Source organism: Magnetospirillum fulvum MGU-K5, from assembly GCF_000442515.1.
In the GTDB taxonomy this organism is placed as follows: domain Bacteria; phylum Pseudomonadota; class Alphaproteobacteria; order Rhodospirillales; family Magnetospirillaceae; genus Phaeospirillum; species Phaeospirillum fulvum_B.
The window spans coordinates 37,724-53,482 of the sequence record NZ_AQPH01000018.1 but is presented as its reverse complement, the minus strand read 5'-3'; the positions used below and the strand labels follow the sequence as shown (position 1 = coordinate 53,482).

Genomic DNA, 15,759 nt, shown 5'->3' with positions numbered 1-15,759 from the left:
AATCGAGGAACTCGTCACTTGACCAAGCGGGGCGGGTGACGAGCGGACGCGGTGCCGCCTGGGCCGGGATGGCGAAGCGCTCGGCGATCCGGGCTTCGATTTCGGACGGGGGCACTTGGGCCGGGTCGTAGCGCAACAGGATGCTGCCGCCGCGCGGGTTGCCCTCGGCCGAGCCGATCCCGCTCCATCCGGCGAGTTCGGCGCGAACCGCCTCGTTGTGGGCCGGTAAACGCCATGCCCGGTCGCGCACTCTCAATCGTCCGGGAAGGGCGGAGGCAATCGCCACCATGTCGTTACCATCCTTCTGTACAAGTCTACGATAATGAATCGCAGACGCATTTGCAGGAACGATAGCGGCGCGGCAAAGGAGGGTCAAGCCTCCGCGTGTCGCGGAATCGTCACAAAGCGACGCATAGCAAACACTAAAGAATAGCAGGTTGGGAGGGGTGCGCTGTCTTTCAACCCCTTGCCGAAACGGGCGTTGAAACCGTCTGTCGTATGGAATGCATACCGGGTCTGACCGCGTGCCCACCTTCACAAAATCGGCCCGATGCGCTACGATAATGTCCAGTCTGTTTAGTGTGGCGTGTCATGTTTCCCGTTCGGTCTCTTCTGGTTTTGGCGTTTCTCGCGACGGCGTCGTCCGCCGTTGCGCTGGAGACCGGCAATCGTCTCGTTCCAGGTGGTGCTCCCTCGACCCTCAGCGCAGAACCCTTCCGCGCCAATCTGGGCGAATCCCGTCTTTCCGTGTACAGTTCCGGCGGCTATTCGATCGGTGTCGTTGCCGAGCCGTCGCGGTCAGCCGGGGCGTTGCCCTTCTCCGGCGGGCGGGGATCGTTGGCGGTCGGCGGCTATGTCGCCTATAGCCTGGGGAGCGAGGCCAGCCTGTCCTCCTCGTTGCGCAGCGACGGTGCGCAGGCCGCCGCCGATATTTCCGCCGCTTATCGCGGGGGATTGATCGGGTCCGACGCTACGGCGGCGATCAGCCTGGGGGCGCGTTGGCGTAATCAATTGTCGGGTGGGTTCAGTCCCAATCCGGCCCAGTCGCTGGGGCTGACCGCGCTGAACCCGACCGGGTCGCGGGCATCGGACCTCAACCTCAGCATCAGCCTGCGTCATCAGGTCACCTCGGCCCTCAGTTTGGGTGGCGTTGCCGAGGCTTACAGTCCGACCGGCGGCGAAACCGGGGCCTATCCCGGCGTGATGTTCGGCGCGGGCATGGGCTATCGTTTCTAAGTGATCTGGTCGATCTGCGGATCGGTCAGGCTGCCGGGGACGATGGTGACCGGCACCCGCAACCGTCCGACATAGCGTCCGGTCAGAGCGGTGACCAGCGGTCCCGGACCGCCCGGGCCGGGATCGGCCGCCAATACCAATTGCGAAATTGACGGTTCGTCGGCGATCAGGCGGATCACTTCGTCGCGGGGGGTGCCCTCGCGGACATACAAGGCGGGAATATCGCCTGACAGCGCTTCGATCTCGGCGGCCAACCGGGTCAGCAGCGTTTCCGCCCCGGCGCGGGCTTCGTCGCGCATCAGAGCGCCGATCGCGGCGAATTGCTGGAACTCAGCCGGTTCGATCACCCGCAGCAGCGCCACCCGTCCGCCGGTCGAGCGGGCGCGGCGGCTGGCATAGCGCAGGGCGGCGACCTGTTCCGGCGTATCGTCGACGACGACCAGGAAGACACGGCAATTCGACATTCGATCTCCCCCTCGAAGATTTATCCTTTGCGGAACATCCAGGCGGCCAGCCACCCGGCACAGGCGGCCAGCACCACCGAAGCCAGACCGTACAGTCCAGCCTGGCGATAGGCGAAATCGTGAATCGCGGCCCCCAGCCCGACCCGGTCAACCGCCAGCGGCGTTTCCTGGCTACCGATCAGCCGTCCCTGCGCGATCAGATGGATTTCGACCTTGTAAATCCCCACCGGCACGGTGGCGGGGACATGGATCTCGGTGCGGAACAGCCGTCGACCCGGACGGGTGACGGTGGCGATCCGGTCGCCATATTGGCCGCGCGCCTGCATCAACCGCATCAGCGCGGCGCGATAGGCGGTGGAATTGGCTCCGTCATCCTCGACCCGGATGTCGAATTTTTGCCGCTCCAGTCCGATCCCCAGCTTTTGCAGCAAGGCAGGCGGGGCCACCTGTTCCAGCGGGCGGGTCGAGGCGACGCGGTAGAACGCGGGAGCTCCCTTGATCCGGGCCGAGCCGGTATTGATCCACAGTCCGGCGACCGAATCCTTGCGTCGGATCGTGGTGCTGTCTTCGGGGCCGCTGACCACCACCACCACATCGGCGGGCTCGCCGCCGCGTCCCGGCTCGGCCGCGCCGAACAGCAACAGGTCGGTTCCGGAAAAGCCGGTGGTGATCTCGACCAGATGGCGCGACAGATCGACCGCCAGCGGTTCCTCGGCCGCCCGCGACGGGGCGGCGAACGCCAATCCGGCCAGTAGCACGCCAACCGCGATTCGGAGGCGGGGGCGTCTCATCGGATGGCTCCGACCGCTGCCGCCAGCGAGAACGGCTCGGCGGGCGGCAGCAACAGATCGACCAGCAGCTTGACCGCGACCGCCAGCACCAGCAGGCCCAGCAGCGCGCGCAGATGCTCGCCCTTCAGGCGGGCACCGACCCGGACTCCGAACTGAGCCCCGATTGCGCCGCCCAGCACCAGCACCAGCGCCAGCACCACATCGACGGTGTGGTTGATGGTGGCGTGAAGAAAGGTGGCGTTGGCGGTGACGAACACGATCTGGAACAGCGAGGTTCCCATCACCACCGCCGTCGGCATCCCCAGCAGATAAATCATCGCCGGGACCAGCACGAAGCCGCCGCCGACTCCCATGATCGCCGAGATCATGCCGACCGCGATTCCGACCAAAGCGGGCAACAAGGCGCTGATATAAAGCTGCGAGCGGCGAAAGCGGACCTTTAACGGCAGCCGGTCGATCCAGCCCCGGGCATGACGCCGGGCCATCGGCTCGGCTCCGCCTCCAGCGCGGCGGCGCAGCAGGGCGCGGACGCTTTCCGTCACCATCAGGCCGCCGATGCCGCCCAGCAGCACGACATAGCTGCCCGAGATCACCAGATCAATGTGACCGAGGCGGCGCAGCCAGTGGAACAGCATCACCCCCAATCCCGACCCGACCAGGCCGCCCAGGATCAGGATCAGCCCCATCCGCAGATCGACATTGCCGCGCCGCCATTGCGCCAGCGCCCCCGAGACCGAGGAGGCGACAATCTGATTGGTGCCGGTGCCGACGGCAACAGCGGGGGGGACGCCCAGAAAGATCAGCAGCGGGGTCAGCAGAAAGCCGCCTCCGGCACCGAACAGGCCGGACAGAAAACCGATCCCGCCGCCGACCGCCAGAATGACGAAGACGTTGACCGACATCTCGGCGATGGGAAGGTAGATCTGCATCCGCGCCCTCTCCGTCGATGCCCGCGTCAGGCACGGTGAGCTGTCTGGGGATAAGCTTTATGGGTGTTGCTGCGGTTCGCGGCTGTTCAGCGTCGCCAGAATACCCGTCGCGAGCTGGCGGGCCTGAAGCGTCGGATAGCCCTGGGCGATCAGGTGGTTCGGCAAGAACCCGGATTCCGGCCGCGCTCCCCACACCACCGCAGGCTTGGACCGGGCGGCGATGGCGAGATACTCGACCATCTTGACCCAATTCTCGGTCAGGTTGCTTTGCGCCAGTACGGCTTCGAAATCGCGGCCGATGTCGCGCATCACCACCGCGTTGGCGTAAAGCCGTCCCTTGTTGCGGTAAAACACCTTGGTGATCGAGAAATCGAGGATTACCGACAGGTCTTTTTCCATGTGGGAGTTAATGGCGGCGGTGGTGTCGTCCAGATCGCCGATCAATGCCGCGACCACCAGGGCCAGGGCCTCGGGGCTGCGGTTATAGGTCGCGATGCCGGATGCGACCTTGGCGTTGTAGGCGTCGATGCCCCGCTGGGCATTGCGGTACTGCTTTTCCGCCGAGGCGGTCGGCATCCACGATTTGCGGGTGTCGAACTTCCACACCGTGCCGGGATATTTCAACAGCCCGGCGGCGTGTTCCAGGTTGACCTCGCAGCCGTTCGGGCCCCATCCCGCGCCGTTTTCCGCCGCCATCGCCCCGGTGATGTGAGCCAGCGCGGTGACCATCCCGATCTGGAAGGCGGGCATCGCCCGCAGCCAGCCACCAGGAATGAAGAACGGATCGTTGGCCCGCCACTTGTTGACCTCAAGCTCGCGGGTAATCAGTGCCGCCGTCACCTCCAGCGCGTGGGGCTGGCCCAGGCTGGAATGCGGCGGGGTAAAGTCAAGATTGTCGTCAACCCGGCTGATGAACAGCATCGTCACCGGGAAGATCACAACCAGGGTCAGGAGCAAGGCCCCAACCCCGATCAACGGCCACCGCCGCCGCGGGATGGCGCGCACCTGGGCGCCGAGCACGGCGGCGCGGCGACCCAGGGTTACGAACAGGGCGGAAACGGTGGCCGGAACAGTCACGGGCGCAGGAATCCTACGATGTCATAGACGTCCTTCAGGATCGGCTCGGCGATGGCGTTGGCGCGCTCGGCGCCCCGGTGCAGCACCGCGTCGATATGCGAGGGGTCGGCCATCAGCCGCTTCATTTCGGCATTGATCGGACCCAGCACCGAAACGGCGAGATCGGTTAGATCCTGCTTGAATTCCGAGAACGGCTTGCCCGCGAAACGCTCCAGCACGGCGGCCTTCTCCAGATCGGACAGGGCAGCGAAGATACCGACCAGATTGTCGGCCTCGGGCCGCTCGGTCAATCCCTCGATCGTCTCGGGCAGCGGCAGCGGATCGGTCTTGGCCTTGCGGATTTTCAGGGCGATGGTGTCGGCATCGTCGGTCATGTTGATGCGCGAGTAATCGGACTCGTCCGATTTCGACATCTTCTTGGTGCCGTCGCGGAAGCTCATCACCCGCCGTGCCGCGCCGAAAATCAGCGGTTCGGGCAGGGGGAAGAAATCGACGCCGTAATCACTGTTGAACTTCTGCGCGGTGTCGCGGGCCAGTTCGAGGTGCTGCTTCTGATCTTCGCCGACCGGAACGTGGGTCGCCTTGTAGATCAGGATGTCGGCGCTCATCAGGTTGGGATAGGCGTAAAGCCCGACCGAGGCGTTTTCCTTGTGCTTCCCCGCCTTGTCCTTGAACTGGGTCATCCGGTTCAGCCAGCCGATCCGGGCGACACAGTTGAACACCCAGGCCAGCTGAGCGTGGGCGGGGACCATCGACTGGTTGAACAGAATCTGCTTTTCGGCGTCGATCCCGGCGGCGATCATCCCCGCCGCGACTTCGCGGGTGTTGTGCAGCAGGTCCTTGGGGTCCTGCCACAGGGTGATCGCATGCATGTCGACCATGCAGAAGATACATTCGTAATCATGCTGAAGGTGGACCCAGTTGCGGATCGCGCCCAGATAATTGCCGAGATGAAGGTTTCCGGTCGGCTGAACGCCGGAAAAAATGCGCTGCATGGCCCCTGTCACTCCGGGTAGGATAACGAGGGTTTCACCTATACCCTGCCGCGTCACGGCGTCAAGAACGCTGCCGCCTCATCATCCCCTTGATATCGGCCCGATTCGCTCCACCGAACAGCAGGACCGCAACGGCATAGGCCAATCCGCCTGCCGCGATCGTCGCCGTCAGTGCTCCCAGCGCCGCCAGGGCACCCTCTGCCGCCAGTGGAGCCAGGACGATCCGCGCTCCCCACAACACCGCCGCCATCACCAGCACGGCGGCGAGAATGCGCGGCGCGCGGCGCTTTAACCGGGCGTCGAGGACCAGGAAGCCCCGCCGCCACAGCACCCAGGCCAGCAGGGCGACATTGGCCCAGGCGGCCAGCGCGGTGGCCAGCGCCATCCCGACATGGGCCAGCGCGCCGACCAGGGACAGGTTGAGCGCGACGTTCAGCGCCATGCACAGACCGGCGATCTTGACCGGGGTGGCGGTATCCTCGCGGGCGAAGAAGCCCGGCGCCAGCACCTTGACCAGCACATAGGCGGGCAGCCCCAGGGCAAAGGCAACCAGGGCGGCGGCGGTGGCGGCGGTCTCGGTCGGGCCGAAACTGCCGCGCTCGAACAAAACCTGGACCACCGGCTGAGCGATCACCATGAACGCGGCGGCGGCGGGCAGGGTCAGCAGCAGGCCCAGTTCCATCGCCCGGTTCTGGCTGTCCTGGGCCTGCGCCATCTCGCCATCGCGCAATTGCCGCGACAGTAACGGCAGCAACGCGGTGCCGATCGCGATCCCGACCACGCCTAGCGGCAATTGGTTGATCCGGTCGGCGTAATTGAGATAGCTGACCGCGCCGTCGGCGACGGTCGAGGCGATCATCGTGTTGATGACCAGATTGATCTGATAGACCCCAGCGCCCACCGCCCCCGGCACGATGCGGCGGAACAACAGCCGGACTTCGGGGGTCAGGCGGGGCAGGGCCGGGCGCAGCATCATTCCGGCGCGGCGCAGGCTGACCACCAGCCAGAGGAACTGGACGATTCCGGCGGCAAAGGTGCCCCAGGCCATCGCATGTCCGGCGGTGGGGGTATAAGGCACCAGCGCCCACAGCCCGGCCATCGAGGTCAGATTAAGCAGCACCGGGGTTCCGGCGGCGGCGGCAAAGCGGCCGAGCGCGTTCAGAACGCCAGCCTGGAGCGACACCAGCGAGATGAACAGCAGATAGGGGAAGCAGATCCGCGAGAAGGCGACCGCCATCTCCATCTTGTCCGGGGTGGCGTCGAAGCCGGGGGCCAGCCCGCGCATCGCCCACGGCATCGCCAGTTCCATCACGATGACGAACAGGGTCAGCGCCAGTGCCAGCACGGCAAAGGCGCGTTCGGCGAACAGCCGGGCTTCGGTCCGACCCTCGGCCGACAGCTTGCTCGCGAACAGCGGGACGAAGGCGGCGTTGAAGGCTCCCTCGGCGAACAACGAGCGGAACAGGTTGGGAAAGCGGAAGGCGACGAAAAAGGCGTCGGCGACGGCCCCCGCTCCCAGGAAATGGGCGATCATCATCTCGCGCATCAGGCCGGTGATGCGGGACAGCAGGGTCAGGCCACCAACCGTGGCGACGGAGCGCAGGAGAGACATGGAGGTCTTTGTATCCGAGATGCGCGCCCGCCACCACCTCGCCCCGCGCGGCGTCGATGACGATTTTTTAAAAAAGATGCATCAATGCGCTTGATTTAATTTTTCAGCGCGGGTATTCAGTCGCCCTCGCCTCGAGCCGTCCCCATCGTCTAGAGGCCTAGGACACCGCCCTTTCACGGCGGTAACAGGGGTTCGAATCCCCTTGGGGACGCCAGGCGCTTTTCTTCCCGAAAATCATCAGTCTTTCTAACGCATGCCAGCTGTGCTGGCCTGTTGTTGTGTGCGTTTGTCCTGGGTGTGGCCGCGTGGGGGCTGCCAACCGCGCTTGCGTTCGATTAAAGTGGGCCGATGTTCACCATCAGACCTGCAACAGACGGGGATGCCCCTTTTCTGCCGGAGATTGAGCGCAGTTCCGGCGCGATATTCCGGCACTGGCCGGGGCTGGAGTGGATTGCCGACGATACGGTGCAATCCGAGGCGCAGCATCGCGCCCTGATCGCGGATGGGCTTGCCCTTGTCGCCGAGGTATCAGGCTTTGGACTGGCCGGGTTTCTGAACGGAGAAGTGATCGCCGACGCCCTGCACATCTGGCAAATGGCGGTCCACCACGACCAGCAGGGCCAGGGCATCGGGCGGGCCTTGATCAACGCGGCGCGGCACAGTGCGACGGATCGTGGGATCACGGCGCTGACCCTGACGACATTCCGGGACGTGCGATGGAATGAGCCCTATTATCAAAAGCTTGGCTTCGTCACGCTGGAAGATCAAGACCTCGGTCCCCGGCTAACGGCGGTTTTGCAATCCGAAGGACAGGCCGGGCTGCCCCTGGCGCAACGGTGCGCGATGCGGAGATGTCTCTAGGCCGCAGCCAAAGTTCTCTTCCGGATAAACCGCCTTAATTTTTCCGCTTTTGCGGCGCTTCCTATAAAGCAGCGGAATTGGTAACGACTGAGGTCTATACTCCTCCGCTTAGGGCAGAAATTGCCTCTCGCACTGGGAAGGCCGGTCATGAAGGTGAAGTTTATCGTTTGCGCCCTTGCCGCCGCGATGACGGTGGCAACGCCGATTGAGTCGGCCGTGGCTGGCGACAGACATGGCCGCGATCTTGCCCTGGGCTTGCTGTTGGGAGCCGCCGCTGTCGGCACCACGGCGGCGATTATGTCGGGCCCGTCGGAGCAGACCTATTACGCCCCGCCGCCGCCCGTCGTCTATGCGCCCCCGCCGGTCTATTACGCGCCGCCGCCGCAAGTCGTCTATGCGCCTCCGCCGGTCTATTACGCGCCGCCTCCGCAGGTTTACTACGCGCCCCCGCCTCCGCCGCCCCGTTACTATTACTACCGGGGCTATTAGGGGCGACGCCGCCGACCGCCGCGCCCGTACCGCCGGTCCCGCGACGCGACCCGCGCGCGGGACCGGCGTGGGCCGGGATCAGGCGGCGGCCGAGGAGTCGCTGTTCTTCAGGTCGGCGGCAACCTTCTTGCCGATGCCGAACTGCTTGGAGAAGTAGTCCTTCACCTTCGCCGTATCGAGATCGAAGATGCTTCCCCCCGCCTCGTAATGGCGGACGAACACCTTGCCGACGGCATAGGTCGCCGCCCCAGCCAGCACCGGCAGCGCCACCGCGCCGGTAGTCTGGCCGACGATGGGGATGAATTTCAGCAGGCTGATCACCGTGCCCCCGACCGCGACGGGAAACAATCCGCCCAACAGCGAGGTCAGGATCGCCTTGCCGCGATCCTGTTCGAACGGAACGTCATATTCCTTCGACAGCGATTTGATCAGGTCGAGATTGATCGCGAGAATCCCGACGATATCGGCGATGGGAATCGGCACCAGACCGACGCCAAGCGAGGCGAGGATGTGATTGCGGACCAGTTTTTCGACGCGCTGGTTGCGGGCGGCAAGGTCGCTTTCGGCCTCGTCCGCGACGTCTGACGGGGCGTTGGATTCGCTGACTTTTTCCGACATGGCGGCAGCTCCTGACAAGAAGGCTCGCGTCCGGCACGGGCGAGGACCTGACGATACTTTATCGATAAATCGGCGAGCCGTCACCGCCATGGCATCGTTCTACACCCTTTGGGTGTCTAGCGCGGATACAAACCTCAAAGGTTGTCATATTGTTTGCTTTCGCTATCATAACTCTTGACGCCAATGAGGCGCATCCTAGGGATGTGTCGGGCGGCGGGAGAGCGGGCGATGAGCGGCGGCATCTTTGCGTTCTTGCAGGGGGAGACCCACGCCCTTAACAAGCGGTTGATCGTGCTGACCGCGACCTCGGGCATTGCCAACGCGCTTAACCTCGCGGTGATCAATGCGGGGGTCGAGGCGCTGTCTCGGGGCGGCCCGCCCTGGCAATATTTCGTGTGGTTCGGCCTTTCGCTCGGCCTGTTCGTCTATTCGCTCCGCTATGTTCTGTACGCCTCGACCCGGATCGCCGAATCCGCGATTTGCAGCGTGCGAATCCGCTTGGCCGACAAGATCCGCCGTTGCGATCTGCTGGCGCTGGAACGGATCGGCGAGGCCGACATTCACGCCCGGATCAGCCGCGACACCGCCGCGATTGCCCAGGCGGCGCGGCCATTATTTGCCGCCGCGCAATCGGCGGTGATGATCTTGTTCACGATGATCTATATCGCCACCGTGTCGCCGGTGGCGGTTTTGCTGTGCCTGGCCCTGATCGCCGGGGGGGCCAGCATCTATCTGAAGGATCGCAAGGGCTATGAGGCCGGGCTGGAAAGCGCCTCGCGTCAGGAAGACGAGCTGTTTACCACGCTGAACGGGCTGTTGAAGGGGTTTAAGGAAATCCGCCTCAATACCCGCAAAAGCGACGATGTGTTCGAGGATTTCAGCGAGAACGCCCGGCGCGTCCGCGACGTTCGCACCGATGTGATGCTGCTGTTCTCGGACAATTACGTCTTCGTCGAGATGTTTTTCGTTCTGCTGTTGGGGGTGATCGTCTTTGTCGTGCCGATCCTGTCGGAATCGTTCGGCAGTTCGGTCACCAAGATCGTTTCGGCGGTTCTGTTTTTTTTCGGGCCGCTTGGGAACGTCGTGATGATGGTGCCGATGCTGTCGCAGGTGAATGTGACGGTGGAGAACCTCCAGCGGCTGGAGGCGACACTCGACGCGACGTTGGCGAAATCGAACGAGACGCCGTCCGCTCCGCCGGTTGCGCTGGCTCCGTTTACGACGATCCGGCTGGATGGGGTCGGCTTCACCTATGTCGATCCGGATGGGAAAGGGACCTTCACCGTCGGCCCGATCAATGGCGAGGTCCGCCACGGCGAGATTCTGTTCCTGGTCGGCGGCAATGGCAGCGGCAAGACCACCTTCTTGAAGCTGTTCACCGCCTTGTACCCGCCGACGGTGGGCGCGATCCGGGTCGATGGGCAAGAGATCGGCCCGGCCAATATCCAATCCTATCGCGGCCTGTTTTCGGCGATTTTTTCCGACTTCCACCTGTTCGACAAGCTGCACGGGCTGCACGAAATCGCGCCCGAGCGGGTCAATGCGATGCTGCGGCTGATGGAGATTTCGCACAAAACGGCGTTCGCCGACGGCCGCTTCACCAACACCCACCTGTCGACCGGGCAACGCAAACGGCTGGCCCTGGTGGTGTCGTATCTGGAGGACAAGGAGGTCTATATCTTTGACGAGGTCGCGGCCGATCAGGACCCCCACTTCCGCCACTATTTCTACGAGACCCTGCTGCCCGACCTGAAGGCATCGGGTAAGACGGTGGTGGTGGTGTCCCATGACGACCGTTACTTCCACGTCGCCGACCGCGTCCTGCGGATGGATTACGGCACACTGCGCGACTACGTCCCCAATGAAATCCGCGGGATGGAGGCGCCGCGATGAGGCGCCTGCTGCGCTGGGCCGCTCGCCGTATCCTCGTCGCCGACCGGGCGGTGCGCGACAACGCGCCTTATCTGGTGCTGACGCTGTTTCTGGCGGGCTTTCTGTTCGTCGCGATGTTCGATCTGATCGTCATCACCATCCGCCCCGGCGAATTGGGGGTGCTGTGGCGACGGCTGGGAGCCGGGACCGTCATCGACACGGTGTACCGCGAGGGATTGCACATGATCCTGCCGGTGAACCGGATGTACATCTACAACGCCCGCAAGCAGCAGTTCGAAGACACGATCGACACGCTGACCATCGATGGGCTGACTGTCCGGGTCCAGTATTCGGTTCGTTATTTCCTGTCCGCCGATACACTGCCGCTGCTGCATCAACGGATCGGGCCGGATTACGTCAACGTCGTGGTGCGGCCGGAAATCCGCTCGGTGGTCCGTACTGTATTCGGCCAGTTCAAGCCCGAGGAAATCTACACCTCGCAGCGGGCGATCCAGGAACGGGTCAGCGAACAATCGCGCCAGCGACTGGAAGCCCGCTTCATCGCCCTGGATGACGTCCCGATCGAAAGCATCAGCCTGCCGCCCCGGATCGCCGAGGCGATCGAGAGCAAGATGACCTATCAGCAGGTCGAGGGCGAATATGTCTATCGCCTGTCGATCGCCCAGAAGGAGGCCGAGCGGCTGCGGATCGAGTCGAATGGCCTGAAAGTCTTCAACACCACGCTGGGTCAGAGTCTCGATCCCTCGCTGCTGCATTGGTACGGCATCCGGGCAACCCAGGAACTGGCGAAGTCGCCCAACAGCAAGACCATCGTGATCGGGGCGGGCAATAGCGGGTTGCCGATCATCCTGGGCAAGGATTGAGGCGATGGCCGATCGGCTCCGCTGGGTGGCGCTGGCTGGGCTGATCCTGGCGGCGATCGTCAGTCTGGCGCCGCAATGGCGTTCGCTGGAGGAGATGGGTGAGCGCCGTGCCGCAACGCTTGCCGATCCGCCGGAGGAAGTGCTGGTCGGGGTCAGTTGGCCGTTCGCGCGGCGCCGCGACGGGATGGAAGACGGGTTGCGGCTGGCTCAGGACGAGATCAATCAGGGCGGTCTGGCGGGCGGGCGGCCGATCCGTCTTGATCTGCGCGACGATTCCGGCACCTGGGCAGAGGCGCGGCGGATCGCCCTTGATTTCGCCGACACGCCGACGATGTCGGCCGTGATCGGTTATGACGACATCCGGCTGGCCCGTCGTGCCGCGCCGATCCTGGCCCGAAGCCGCCTGCTGCATCTGTTCGTCTGGCCGGGCAATCCCGATCCGGTGGCGGGAGAGGGAGGCTATGCGATCCGGACCGCGCCGTCACAGACGGCGTTCGCCCGTGGCCTTGCCGTGGCCGCATCGCGGGGAGAGGCACCGCTCCGCCTCGCGCTGCTGTGGGATGAGGACGGTCCGGGCAAAGAGCTCGTCGCCGCGTTTCTGATCGCCCAGAGCGGCCAGAGCGGCCAGGGAGGGCGGGCGGTCTGGCAATGGCCCTATCTGAGCGGACGGGCCGATTTCCGCGTTCCGGCCGAGCGGTTGCGCACGATCGAGGCCGACCTGATCGTGATCGCCGGGCCGACGTCCGACATCGCCGACTTCCTGCGCCGGGCCGAGCAGGCGGGGGTGAGTGTACCGATCCTGGTCGCGGCTGCGCCGTCGAACCGTCTGACCACGCTGGCCGGGTCGGCGTTGGAGCGGGTGATTGTTCCTCAATTCTACGATGCGACCGCGCCGTTTGCGGCCAATTGCGACTTTGTCGCGCGGTTCCGCGCCCGCTTCGGCACAGACCCCGACGAAGCGGCCGCCCAGGGCTATGACGCGCTGCGCCTATTGGCCGAGGCGATCCGGCTCACCGGCTCGGCCGAGCCGCTTGAGCTGGCTTTTGCCCTGCGCCGGATGCAAGGTTGGGAGGGGGCGGCAGGGCTTTACCGCTTCGACCGCGTGGGCGAGGTGCAGGACCGGCTGCCTCGCCTCGTTCCGGCTTCCGGTGGGTAACATCTGTAATCAGATTGATCGAGGCTCTCAGATCATTCTTGGAGTTAATCTGGAATGAACAGATTTATATTTGAAGAACCCGGTGCGGTTCATGACTGTTTTTTGTTTCGGATGAGGCCTGAAGTTTTGGATAAATCAGACCTCTTTCAGTGCATGTATTATGGATTGTGGTTTCCCGGTTATTTTGGGTTCAATTGGGATGCCTTGGATGAATGTCTGCGCGATCTGAGTTGGATAAGGGAAAGAAAAGTCATCATCTGTCATGATGCAATGCCGAGGCTGTCAAATCATGATATGTCGATATATATTTCAATATTGGATGGGGCAATGTTGGATCACGAAAAAGATGGTGAAAAAGTAATTTCCATCATATTGCCAAAAGAAATGATGAATTTTAAGGCTGATCGTCGATCGGAGTGATCCGCTTCACTGCGGAAGAGTCCCTTTCCGGTCGGCGGAACGTATCCGTCAGCGCGAGGAGAACTCGTCCTGGGCTTGCTCCTGCATCTCGCGCAGGGCGATCAGTTCGGCCAGCAGCAGGCGGCGTTCCTCCGCCTGCACCTCCTGGGGATCGCGGCTGTTGGGGATGTGGGTCAGCGCGCCCAGGGCGTGCCGTGCCACCAGCCGCAACGTCTGGTTCCCGTCCTCGGCCATCCGGTCAAGGGTGGCGATTTCCTGATCGGGATGGTTTTGAAACGTCGTTTGCAGGTAGCTCGACATCATCAATCCGTCGCGATGGAAATGACGGAACAGGTCCTCGTCGCGTGAGGCGATGTCGATCAACAGGGTGTCGATGAACCAGCCCAACGAGAATTGCGAGACGTTGTGCCCTTCTTCGGTCTGGCGGATGAAGTCAGAGACGCGGGTGGTGTCGAAGACGACCTCCAGCCCGGTGTCGTCGGACTCGGCGCGGGGAAAGGTTTCGACGCAACCCATCGTCGACAGGCACAGGAAAACCGCCAGGACGATCCCGAGCCGGGGGGCTGTCCGCGCGCACGCCAAAGGAGCTGCCGCAGAGGATGCCGGGGCGAATATCATCAGAATTAGGGTCCATGACGGAGATACCGAGGCGCATCATACGCCGGACCGCTGGTTGGAGAAACCCGTCTTCCCGAGAAAAAACCCCTAGCTGGTCAGCAGGCTACACCCAGCGCAGGCTCTTCTGGCCGAACACGGTGGCGCGGAAGGTCTTCGCCGCTAGCAGATCGGCCAGGGTCCAGGGCTTGGAGCGGCCATGGGCCAATTCGGTCCAGACGTCGAACGAATGGCGCGGCGTCAGCGGCCCGGCCCCGTTGTAGGGTGCGGTCTTGACCGGGTTCCCGGCCCAGCGGACTTGACGGGGCAATTCGCGGCGGAACCACAACACGCGCAGATCGAATCCCTGGCCTTGCCGGGGGGGACGCGCAGGCCGATCAAGCCGCTGGCGCAATCCTGCATCTCGCTGGCCGCCGGGAACAACGACGACAGGCAGGCGGTCGAGACAAAGCCGCGCGGGTTGGTCGCAACAAACCAGCGGTCGATTTCGATCGCTTCGGCGGCGGTGGGGCCGTCGCCGATCAATTCGACCCGGTCGCCCAGCATCACCGCCGCCGAATCCGCGCCGACCAGCCGCAGGAAATCGGGGGCACGATTATGCAGCCGGTCGATCACGCTTTCCTGTGCCGTCGGCCCAAGCGGGCCGAGCAATGCGACGATGGCGCGGTCGATGCCGTCGACGAAGCGCAGATGCTCGCCCGCGACAAAGGCAAGGTAGCCGACGGCGAAATCACGCACCACCCGCGCCACCTGATCGCGCACCGGCAAGGGCAGCGGCAGCAACGCGGGATGGTGGCAGGCGACCATCCCCCACAATTTGCCCTTGACGATCACCGAGGCGGAAAAGGACGACCGCACCTTCATGTTGTGCAGATATTGGAGATGGAGCGGCGAGACGCTGCGCAGCGTTCCCGGCCCCTGATCGAGTGGCGTCTGGTTGGCCTCAAGGCCGATCACATCGACGGGAGCGGCTTCGGCATCGAAGATGAAGCGCTGGCGAGTGCGGCTATACAGGGCGCGGGCATTGGCCGGAATGTCGCCAGAGGGAAAGCGCAGCCCGAGATAGCTGTCGAGCGGCAGGGCCAGCACCTCGGCCACCACCTCGCCGCTCCAATCGTCATCGAAGCGATAGACCAGCACCCGGCCAAAGCCGGTCAGGTGGCTGACGATCTCGGCAAGGCGACGGAAATTGGCGTCGGGCTGGCCGGGACCGGAGGGGACGCGCAGCAGCCGCAGGCTTTCGTTCATCCAGGGGGTGACGCTGGGAGGGGCCGGGCCGCCCGGCTCGAATTCAAGCAAACATCCCTCGGCCGTGCGTGAGACCGCCAAATCCCACGGTTTGCCGCCGATCGAGGTGACATTGGGGAACAAGGCGGGCAGGCCGCTCAGGGCTTCGGTTGCGGCGGCGCGCAGATCGGCCAGTGATTGCCACAGCAGGGTGGTGGGGACGGGGCGGCCCAGGAATGCTTCGGGCGGCTCGCCCAGAACAGAGGCGGTGTTGCGGCTGACATGGGTGACGATCTCGTCGCTGTCGCGAACCGCCAGCAAAAAGCCATGGGGCTGAATCTGCCCGGACAGGTGGAGAAGTTCGCTCTCGCACGAACGCAGGGCTTGGTCCAGACTCGATCCGTCGCCGACCATGTCACTCTCCAGGGAAAACCGGGAGCAGTTTGCCTTTTCGTCTTATCCCAATAGCATGAAGCGACGGCTGGAAAGAACGGAAAAGCACGATCCGGCCGT

Annotated in this window: 17 protein-coding genes, 1 tRNA gene and 1 pseudogene; 8 read left to right on the top strand and 11 right to left on the bottom strand. The window is 64.0% G+C overall.

Features of this window, described 5'->3' with window-relative positions; all coding sequences use genetic code 11:
• Positions 1-289, bottom strand: a pseudogene (locus K678_RS06835) (hypothetical protein); the annotation flags it as partial.
• A 302-nt stretch (positions 290-591) separates the two neighbouring features.
• Here K678_RS06835 and K678_RS06830 point away from each other — a divergent pair.
• Positions 592-1,236 carry a hypothetical protein gene (locus K678_RS06830; RefSeq protein ID WP_021131727.1) on the top strand — a complete coding sequence of 215 codons (645 nt, stop codon included), beginning with the start codon at positions 592-594 and terminating at the stop codon, positions 1,234-1,236.
• Here the strand turns inward: K678_RS06830 and K678_RS06825 are convergent.
• The 6 genes from K678_RS06825 to murJ all read right to left on the bottom strand — a co-directional run bounded on the left by K678_RS06825 (position 1,233) and on the right by murJ (position 7,104).
• Positions 1,233-1,700, bottom strand: a complete 468-nt coding sequence (locus K678_RS06825; RefSeq protein ID WP_021131726.1) for a universal stress protein — start codon at positions 1,698-1,700, stop codon at positions 1,233-1,235. The two genes, K678_RS06830 and K678_RS06825, sit on opposite strands and share 4 nt — an antisense overlap.
• 20 nt (positions 1,701-1,720) lie before the next feature.
• Complete coding sequence (locus K678_RS06820) at positions 1,721-2,491, bottom strand: TIGR02186 family protein (protein WP_021131725.1); 771 nt, start codon at positions 2,489-2,491, stop codon at positions 1,721-1,723.
• Complete coding sequence (locus K678_RS06815; protein WP_021131724.1) at positions 2,488-3,420, bottom strand: sulfite exporter TauE/SafE family protein; 933 nt, start codon at positions 3,418-3,420, stop codon at positions 2,488-2,490. The genes K678_RS06820 and K678_RS06815 overlap by 4 nt, the downstream gene beginning before the upstream one ends.
• A gap of 57 nt (positions 3,421-3,477) precedes the next feature.
• Positions 3,478-4,497, bottom strand: a complete 1,020-nt coding sequence (locus tag K678_RS06810; RefSeq protein WP_021131723.1) for a hypothetical protein — start codon at positions 4,495-4,497, stop codon at positions 3,478-3,480.
• Positions 4,494-5,492 carry a tryptophan--tRNA ligase gene (gene trpS / locus K678_RS06805; RefSeq protein WP_021131722.1) on the bottom strand — a complete coding sequence of 333 codons (999 nt, stop codon included), beginning with the start codon at positions 5,490-5,492 and terminating at the stop codon, positions 4,494-4,496. The genes K678_RS06810 and trpS overlap by 4 nt, the downstream gene beginning before the upstream one ends.
• A 61-nt stretch (positions 5,493-5,553) precedes the next feature.
• Positions 5,554-7,104: a murein biosynthesis integral membrane protein MurJ gene (murJ, locus tag K678_RS06800; RefSeq protein WP_021131721.1), complete on the bottom strand. Its 1,551-nt coding sequence runs from the start codon at positions 7,102-7,104 to the stop codon at positions 5,554-5,556.
• A 138-nt stretch (positions 7,105-7,242) separates the two neighbouring features.
• On the opposite strand from murJ, the gene K678_RS06795 reads away from it, so the two are divergent.
• The 3 genes from K678_RS06795 to K678_RS06785 all read left to right on the top strand — a co-directional run bounded on the left by K678_RS06795 (position 7,243) and on the right by K678_RS06785 (position 8,454).
• Positions 7,243-7,318 (top strand) — tRNA-Glu (locus tag K678_RS06795).
• 134 nt (positions 7,319-7,452) lie between these two features.
• Positions 7,453-7,965, top strand: a complete 513-nt coding sequence (locus K678_RS06790) for a GNAT family N-acetyltransferase (RefSeq protein ID WP_021131720.1) — start codon at positions 7,453-7,455, stop codon at positions 7,963-7,965.
• 147 nt (positions 7,966-8,112) lie between these two features.
• Positions 8,113-8,454 (top strand): hypothetical protein, encoded by a 342-nt coding sequence (locus K678_RS06785; protein ID WP_021131719.1) that lies wholly within the window; start codon positions 8,113-8,115, stop codon positions 8,452-8,454.
• Between the two features lie 78 nt (positions 8,455-8,532).
• Here K678_RS06785 and K678_RS06780 read toward each other — a convergent pair whose 3' ends face one another.
• The gene (locus K678_RS06780) at positions 8,533-9,072 is read right to left on the bottom strand and encodes a YcjF family protein (protein WP_021131718.1); all 540 of its coding nucleotides are present in this window, start codon (positions 9,070-9,072) and stop codon (positions 8,533-8,535) included.
• Positions 9,073-9,300: 228 nt separating this feature from the next.
• Here K678_RS06780 and K678_RS06775 point away from each other — a divergent pair, with 228 nt between their 5' ends.
• From K678_RS06775 to K678_RS18145, 4 genes are read left to right on the top strand one after another with little or no spacing between them, the layout of a single operon-like run.
• Complete coding sequence (locus tag K678_RS06775; RefSeq protein ID WP_021131717.1) at positions 9,301-10,965, top strand: cyclic peptide export ABC transporter; 1,665 nt, start codon at positions 9,301-9,303, stop codon at positions 10,963-10,965.
• Positions 10,962-11,828, top strand: a complete 867-nt coding sequence (locus tag K678_RS06770) for a prohibitin family protein (RefSeq protein ID WP_021131716.1) — start codon at positions 10,962-10,964, stop codon at positions 11,826-11,828. The genes K678_RS06775 and K678_RS06770 overlap by 4 nt, the downstream gene beginning before the upstream one ends.
• A 4-nt stretch (positions 11,829-11,832) precedes the next feature.
• On the top strand, positions 11,833-12,984 hold the full coding sequence (locus tag K678_RS06765; RefSeq protein WP_021131715.1) for an ABC transporter substrate-binding protein: 1,152 nt from the start codon (positions 11,833-11,835) through the stop codon (positions 12,982-12,984).
• A gap of 54 nt (positions 12,985-13,038) precedes the next feature.
• Positions 13,039-13,404, top strand: a complete 366-nt coding sequence (locus K678_RS18145) for a barstar family protein (protein ID WP_021131714.1) — start codon at positions 13,039-13,041, stop codon at positions 13,402-13,404.
• 48 nt (positions 13,405-13,452) lie between these two features.
• On the opposite strand, the gene K678_RS06760 is transcribed toward K678_RS18145, so the two are convergent.
• The 3 genes from K678_RS06760 to K678_RS06750 all read right to left on the bottom strand — a co-directional run bounded on the left by K678_RS06760 (position 13,453) and on the right by K678_RS06750 (position 15,660).
• Positions 13,453-13,920, bottom strand: a complete 468-nt coding sequence (locus tag K678_RS06760) for a hypothetical protein (RefSeq protein WP_155804485.1) — start codon at positions 13,918-13,920, stop codon at positions 13,453-13,455.
• Between the two features lie 205 nt (positions 13,921-14,125).
• A complete protein-coding gene (locus tag K678_RS19725) occupies positions 14,126-14,329 on the bottom strand; it encodes a GAF domain-containing protein (RefSeq protein WP_021131712.1) in 204 nt (67 codons plus the stop codon).
• A complete protein-coding gene (locus K678_RS06750) occupies positions 14,260-15,660 on the bottom strand; it encodes a GAF domain-containing protein (RefSeq protein WP_021131711.1) in 1,401 nt (466 codons plus the stop codon). Before K678_RS06750 ends, K678_RS19725 begins: the two co-directional genes overlap by 70 nt.
• Between the last annotated feature and the right edge of the window lie 99 nt (positions 15,661-15,759).

What these genes read in the sequence shown, in the direction of transcription:
- K678_RS06815 (WP_021131724.1), bottom strand. Translation starts at nt 3,420, where the DNA reads ATGCAGATCTACCTTCCCATCGCCGAGATGTCGGTCAACGTCTTCGTC.
- K678_RS06825 (WP_021131726.1), bottom strand. Translation starts at nt 1,700, where the DNA reads ATGTCGAATTGCCGTGTCTTCCTGGTCGTCGTCGACGATACGCCGGAA.
- K678_RS06820 (WP_021131725.1), bottom strand. Translation starts at nt 2,491, where the DNA reads ATGAGACGCCCCCGCCTCCGAATCGCGGTTGGCGTGCTACTGGCCGGA.
- K678_RS06750 (WP_021131711.1), bottom strand. Translation starts at nt 15,660, where the DNA reads ATGGTCGGCGACGGATCGAGTCTGGACCAAGCCCTGCGTTCGTGCGAG.
- K678_RS06760 (WP_155804485.1), bottom strand. Translation starts at nt 13,920, where the DNA reads ATGGGTTGCGTCGAAACCTTTCCCCGCGCCGAGTCCGACGACACCGGG.
- K678_RS06780 (WP_021131718.1), bottom strand. Translation starts at nt 9,072, where the DNA reads ATGTCGGAAAAAGTCAGCGAATCCAACGCCCCGTCAGACGTCGCGGAC.
- trpS (WP_021131722.1), bottom strand. Translation starts at nt 5,492, where the DNA reads ATGCAGCGCATTTTTTCCGGCGTTCAGCCGACCGGAAACCTTCATCTC.
- murJ (WP_021131721.1), bottom strand. Translation starts at nt 7,104, where the DNA reads ATGTCTCTCCTGCGCTCCGTCGCCACGGTTGGTGGCCTGACCCTGCTG.
- K678_RS18145 (WP_021131714.1), top strand. Translation starts at nt 13,039, where the DNA reads ATGAACAGATTTATATTTGAAGAACCCGGTGCGGTTCATGACTGTTTT.
- K678_RS06770 (WP_021131716.1), top strand. Translation starts at nt 10,962, where the DNA reads ATGAGGCGCCTGCTGCGCTGGGCCGCTCGCCGTATCCTCGTCGCCGAC.
- K678_RS06830 (WP_021131727.1), top strand. Translation starts at nt 592, where the DNA reads ATGTTTCCCGTTCGGTCTCTTCTGGTTTTGGCGTTTCTCGCGACGGCG.
- K678_RS06775 (WP_021131717.1), top strand. Translation starts at nt 9,301, where the DNA reads ATGAGCGGCGGCATCTTTGCGTTCTTGCAGGGGGAGACCCACGCCCTT.
- K678_RS06785 (WP_021131719.1), top strand. Translation starts at nt 8,113, where the DNA reads ATGAAGGTGAAGTTTATCGTTTGCGCCCTTGCCGCCGCGATGACGGTG.
- K678_RS06765 (WP_021131715.1), top strand. Translation starts at nt 11,833, where the DNA reads ATGGCCGATCGGCTCCGCTGGGTGGCGCTGGCTGGGCTGATCCTGGCG.
- K678_RS06790 (WP_021131720.1), top strand. Translation starts at nt 7,453, where the DNA reads ATGTTCACCATCAGACCTGCAACAGACGGGGATGCCCCTTTTCTGCCG.